This is a genomic window from Microcystis sp. M079S1 (assembly GCF_020246425.1).
In the GTDB taxonomy this organism is placed as follows: Bacteria; Cyanobacteriota; Cyanobacteriia; order Cyanobacteriales; family Microcystaceae; genus Microcystis; species Microcystis aeruginosa.
In genome coordinates this window covers 1-5,522 of record NZ_JADBSZ010000238.1, presented here as the reverse complement: position 1 = coordinate 5,522, position 5,522 = coordinate 1, and the positions used below count along the sequence as shown (strand labels likewise).

At 38.0% G+C, this 5,522-nt stretch carries 2 protein-coding genes and 1 pseudogene; 2 read left to right on the top strand and 1 reads right to left on the bottom strand.

Annotated features, from left to right (window positions below):
* Positions 1–508 (top strand): DUF3352 domain-containing protein (locus IM456_RS15795; RefSeq protein ID WP_287705341.1); only part of this gene is annotated, 508 nt, incomplete at its 5' end.
* 79 nt (positions 509–587) lie between these two features.
* Here the strand turns inward: IM456_RS15795 and IM456_RS15790 are convergent.
* Positions 588–4,292: a GAF domain-containing protein gene (locus tag IM456_RS15790; RefSeq protein ID WP_287692463.1), complete on the bottom strand. Its 3,705-nt coding sequence runs from the start codon at positions 4,290–4,292 to the stop codon at positions 588–590.
* Positions 4,293–5,062: 770 nt separating this feature from the next.
* Between IM456_RS15790 and IM456_RS15785 the strand changes: the two are divergent.
* Positions 5,063–5,522, top strand: a pseudogene (locus IM456_RS15785) (DUF3352 domain-containing protein); the annotation flags it as partial.

Below are 5,522 nucleotides of genomic sequence, written 5' to 3'. Positions count from 1 at the left end.
GGAACGGGTGATGGGGGTAGAGGTGGACAGTGCGATCGAGCATTTGGATGAGTTGGCCCGCAGTCGCGGCTATAATGTGGTTAATCTGCCTTTACTCGATCGAACGGTGACAGCTTGGACAAAGTTAACCACGGCGGTCCCAGAGGGAAAAGCGCAACTAGAGACGCTCGTGACGGGAGTGCATACTAGGGTCGATAATTATGAAATTATCGCTAGTTCTGTGGAAGCGATGGGTTTAGCTTTATCTGCCCAGAAAAACCCCATTTTAAGCAGTGGTAAGTTTCGACAGGCAATTACTGCTTTACCCGCAGAAAATGATGGTTATTTTTACGTCGATTGGCGACAATTGCAACCGGTAATCGAGGCAAAATTCCCGATCGTGCGGGTGTTAGAATTGTCGATTAAGCCTTTATTTAATAATCTGCGTTCTCTTACTATTAGCAGCCAAGGTAGCGAAAATTCTGTGCGTCGGGGAACGATTTTCTTTAACCTGGGAGTGAAATCGTAAGTTGAGGAGGGGTTAGGTGATCATCACGTCTGCAAATCATCGCTTAATCGGATTATCCGCTATAACCCACATCCCTTGATCATGTTTTATTTTGTGTATTCTCGCTCTTAACCTCTTGAGTTTTTTCACTGTTATTAGTTTCATCAGGTGATTTTAACCAAGAATTAGCGATAGACTGAATAATTTTTCGTTTTTCTTCTAAGGCAATCTCTGGTTCCAGTTGTTCCGTCGCTGATAGTAAAATATTTAACTTACCAGTATTATAAAGCTCTTTATGATAATGATCCAAACGCTCATTAGCAGCTTTACCTTGATTAAAAGTTAACACTGTCACGGCTTCTAGAACTATACCACTAAAAATAGCCGCACTTCCACTACTTAGAAAGCCCGGATTATTTTTTGACAAATCGTAGATACCAAAACCAATCAAAGAAAATCCAGCAATTGAAGCTAGTATTGATCCTAAAAACCATGCTCCCGCTTGCCATCTTACACGTTTGTGATCCTCATCTATCTCTTTCGATAGGTCTTTTTCACTTTTATATTTTAATTCTTCAAATTTCATAGAGTTAGCATAGGCTAAAGCGATCTGATTAGCATACAGTGTATATGTGTAAGTCTCTTTCTTGCTTTGATCTCGATCAAGAGATTTAGAGAATAGTATCCACATAACTCCTATTTTCTTACTAGAACCAGCAGAAAATGGCAGACACAATCCATGAGATATAGATAATTTTTTGAAGAGTTCTTCTGTGGTTTTATTTGGCTCTAACCATTGTTCAGACTCCTTACTATACACATTTGAAGATATTTCTTCAAAAGCTTTGATGAAACTGCGTAAATCTTCATCTGGAGTAGGTACAACCTCACCTATGGAAAAATATGCTTGGCAAATCATATTTTTCTTATATGGAATTACAATAACCGATTCAGCTTTTAAAGCTTCACGAGTCTCAGAAACTGCTTTATATAGCATATTTTTAGGAGATTCTCGGACTATTTTATCGAGAGATGTGTGAAGACTTTCGAGAATTTTGTTGTGATTACTTAAAAGATTCACAAAGTTTTTCTTTTGAAAAGCAATGGCCACCTGTCGAGCAAAATGTTCAATAACCTCCTGATGTAATTCCTTGAAAGCATAAGGTTGAGAATGTTCGAGACAAATCACACCAATTATCCTTTCGTCCTTGTCTTTTATGGGTACGGCTAAAAGCGAATGAGAGGTATCTTTTAAGGCATATTTTTTCAAAATATCACCATCATTCTGGTTTTCCCCTTCAACTTCAGAACCATCATAGGTAAAAATATTATAGCGTTTTTCAGTCTGCTGAGGTACAAAAGTTATGGGTTTTAGCCACTCATGCAAAAGGGAAGAAAAATAGCTGTACCTCACTAGCTTAGGAAACGCTATAGATTTCCTCTTTTCAATTTCTCTTGAGATGCCTTCTGATTTATTTGAGTCAAAATATCCCGTGAAAGAATACATAGGCCAATTGGCTTTGAGTTGCCACTCTCCTTTAATATTACGGATTACCACATAGCTAAATAATTCAGATAGTATTGATACATAATTATTCCATTGTTGTTCAGTTTCCTGTTGTTTCTCAAGATTAGAACAACTTGGATAGCCTAAAAATCTAAGATCATCTTTTACCAGTGAGTAGGAATATTCAGCTACATCTTTTAACAATTTATCTGTATTATCTGTTGCAGTTATGTTTTGAATAGCTTCAGCAAAATCTTCGAGAGCCTTAGATCTGAAGGTATTTTCCAATAAAATGTTCTGGTCGTTGATAATGCTGGCCGCTTGACTAGCGAATAGCTCCACGGCAAATTTTTCAACTTTAGAAAATGGTTCTTCCGAATATTTATTCAAGTATAATGCTCCCACAAGGCAGTATTTTTGTTTTTCATCAGCGATTTTCAGGGGAACAACTAGCTTATATTTGACATCCGGATGTTCTGGAGCGGGAGTAACACTTATCTTATCTGGTTGCTCTGAAGATACTAGAACTAACTTATCATTCTCTCTAGAAAATTCTAGAGTTTTGTTTAGCTTTATCGCTTGAAAAGTAGTACCAGTATTTTCTCCTTCTAAGCGAGGGGGTGATTCTTTTCCAGGTGGATAAGTATAATGTTCTCCCGTAGCTCGATATTGATTATTACCTAAATGTTGAAGCAGATGAATACTAGCCGAACCTGCACTTGTAACTTGTAACGCATAATCACAAATTTGGCGAAGTAATGCTGTTTTGTCTGGATTGACCACCAATGTAGCCATTTCTGAACTAATCTCGTTCGAGAATTCTAAAGTTTGTGTGCGCTCAATAACTGTAGCGGCACTGAGAGCAATACTTTCGATCAAGTCTCGATCGTAAACAGTAAAATAATCTGGTTTTTTCTTATAGCAACAAATCACCCCAATTATACGATTAGGTTTATTTTTGTTATTGATTGGTATCACTGGAACCGCTAATAAAGAAAGTTTATCACCGGGGTGTTTGAGGGTTGGAACAAAATTTTTATCTTCAAAAGCGTGAGGAACAATTCTACTTTTACCATCCTCTAACACAGCACCGACAATCCCGACACCTTTTTTAAATGGATGTGTACTTTTTTCTGTTTTTTTGGAAAAAATACCTTTAGCAGAAGCATATTCTTTAAGAAATATTTCCTTTTTGTCAGAGTCATAAGCTACCGAAAAATAATTGCAGTTATCGCAACCGAGCTTATTTTTCAATTTTTGCAGTATTTGTGTAATCAGAACTTCGCTTTTTAAGTCATCTCCCATTTCATTAATAATTTCTTCAAAGACTTCTTGATTTCTTTTTTTGAAAAATTCTACGATCGCTTGGGCAAAAATTCTACCAAAATCTTTAAGAAATTCTCTAAGTCTGTAGTCTGACGGTTCATAAGGCGTTCCCTGTGTTTGATCGAGAGTAATAATAGCTATTGTCCTATTTTGATACTTGGCCGCCAATCCAATCCAAGAAATAATATCCTCTGTTGCAGCCTCTTTCGTCCAACCCAATTCATCTAGTTCCTTTTCTTTGTTTTTGTCTTGAATCTTATCTATGATTAATACTGTGTCTCTATCAACATTTTTGATTAGCCTGTCTTTTTCGATACTTTTCTGAAGGTTTCGATCGGCACGATAACTGGCTCCACTTTGTTGATCGTAACCCGGTTGAGGATCATACCTAAATAAATATCGATTACCTTCTTCAGTTCGGTTGTCAACTAATGAGATACTAGCCCTATCATACCCGACTGGATCCCTTTTTAAATATTCAAAAGCCCTATTGACCAAAGAATCTAAGTTATCAGTTCTCCATATATCCTGCTTAAATTTTTCCAGAGATTTTTTATATTTTATTTCCGATACAACTGCCTGTAGATATGCTTTAAAATTCGTATAATTTATTGGACAAATGAAGGGATATATGTTCCTCATCATCGCTTTTTCCATATTATCTTCTATCTGGTCTTCTTCAATTCCAAAAATGACAAAAAATCCCAAAATCTGGCTCTGTTTCTCTATCTTTTCGCTAAAGTAAATCCAGTCATTACAATGTTCGCTATCAACCCATAAAATCAAAAGATCGATATCACTCAGATCATTACAAAATAGTTTTTTTTCATCTTTATTTTCTTTGTATTTTTTGAGTTCGATTGATTTATCATTGTTTAATAAATTTTCTATCGTTCCCAACATTTCTTGACGATATTTGCTAAAGTTATCATCATCGTTAGAGAGATTAAGAAATAATATTTTAGTATCCATATAAATCTATCCTCAATTTGTATAGAGAGACAAAAAAACGAAAACACTCACTCCCCCTTTGCCCTTCTTCCAGTCAGTACCTCACCTCGCTACCAAGAAGATGATGAAAGTATCTGAGATTTTTTGCGCCACCAATTTTGAGTCAATCCAGATATATAATCCAACAATTAAGTCAAGCAAGTCATCCACAAGGAGTTTTAAAACTATCCACGTTTAGACCTACAACCATTCTAGGCTCGGCTACTAAGTATAAATACTAAACTGAAACAATTTGTTACATTAGGATTTGCTGAAAAAGTTTGTTGATGGGGTTAGGAGTCGGTGGTCAGCAGGGCAACTCAGAATAATAGAATAACCTCTTACACTGTGAAGCAGGACTCTTCGCCATTGTTTCTGCCACTTTTTGGGCAAAAAAAGCCCAAAACCATTTTTTAGCAGAACTTACACCGATATTCAGCCAACTCTTGGTAAGAGATTTCCGACAAGCCGCCGAACTGTTCCGCCAGCAAGGAAACGCTGCGGCCTATGAAAAGGTTATGGAAGTCCTACGGCAATTAGGCGCGGTCTAGTCCTTTTTCTCGGGTTGAGCGAATCAATAGGTTAAAGAAAACCTCTCAATTTTAGGGGGAAAACGAAACCCAACAGCCAACACCTCAATCCGTCTGAATGAGCGATCGCTATTCTCCTCCTCCCATGGCTTTTTGTGGGGTTTCCTTGGGTCAATCCAACCGACGGTAATTGCTATGATTACTATAGGATTTGAAAAGGGCGCGCGTTCGGCCTTAATTGGAGTCTTAGGACAGGATGACCAAGCACTAATTTTATCTAGTCCCGTGGGAGCATTATCTTTTATCGGCGAAAATAGCCTTTTAGTCGCCGCTAGTCGCGATTTAAATCGTTTTTGGACTCAGGTAGAGGAGGGTTTAGAAGCAGATAGTCCCCTACAGGAATTAATAACACAGGTCTTAAACCGCTTCCAGTCGCCTTTAGGTTTAAATTTGCCTGAAGACGTTTTTAGCTGGGTTAGAGGCGAATATAGTCTCGCTCTCGTGCCTAGTTCAAAGGGGATGGAACCCGATAGTGTTTTTCTAGGGGAACGGGTGATGGGGGTAGAGGTGGACAGTGCGATCGAGCATTTGGATGAGTTGGCCCGCAGTCGCGGCTATAATGTGGTTAATCTGCCTTTACTCGATCGAACGGTGACAGCTTGGACAAAGTTAACCACGGCGG

Excerpts from the sequence above, each read along its gene's own strand:
- IM456_RS15790 (WP_287692463.1), bottom strand. The coding sequence starts at position 4,292 with ATGGATACTAAAATATTATTTCTTAATCTCTCTAACGATGATGATAAC.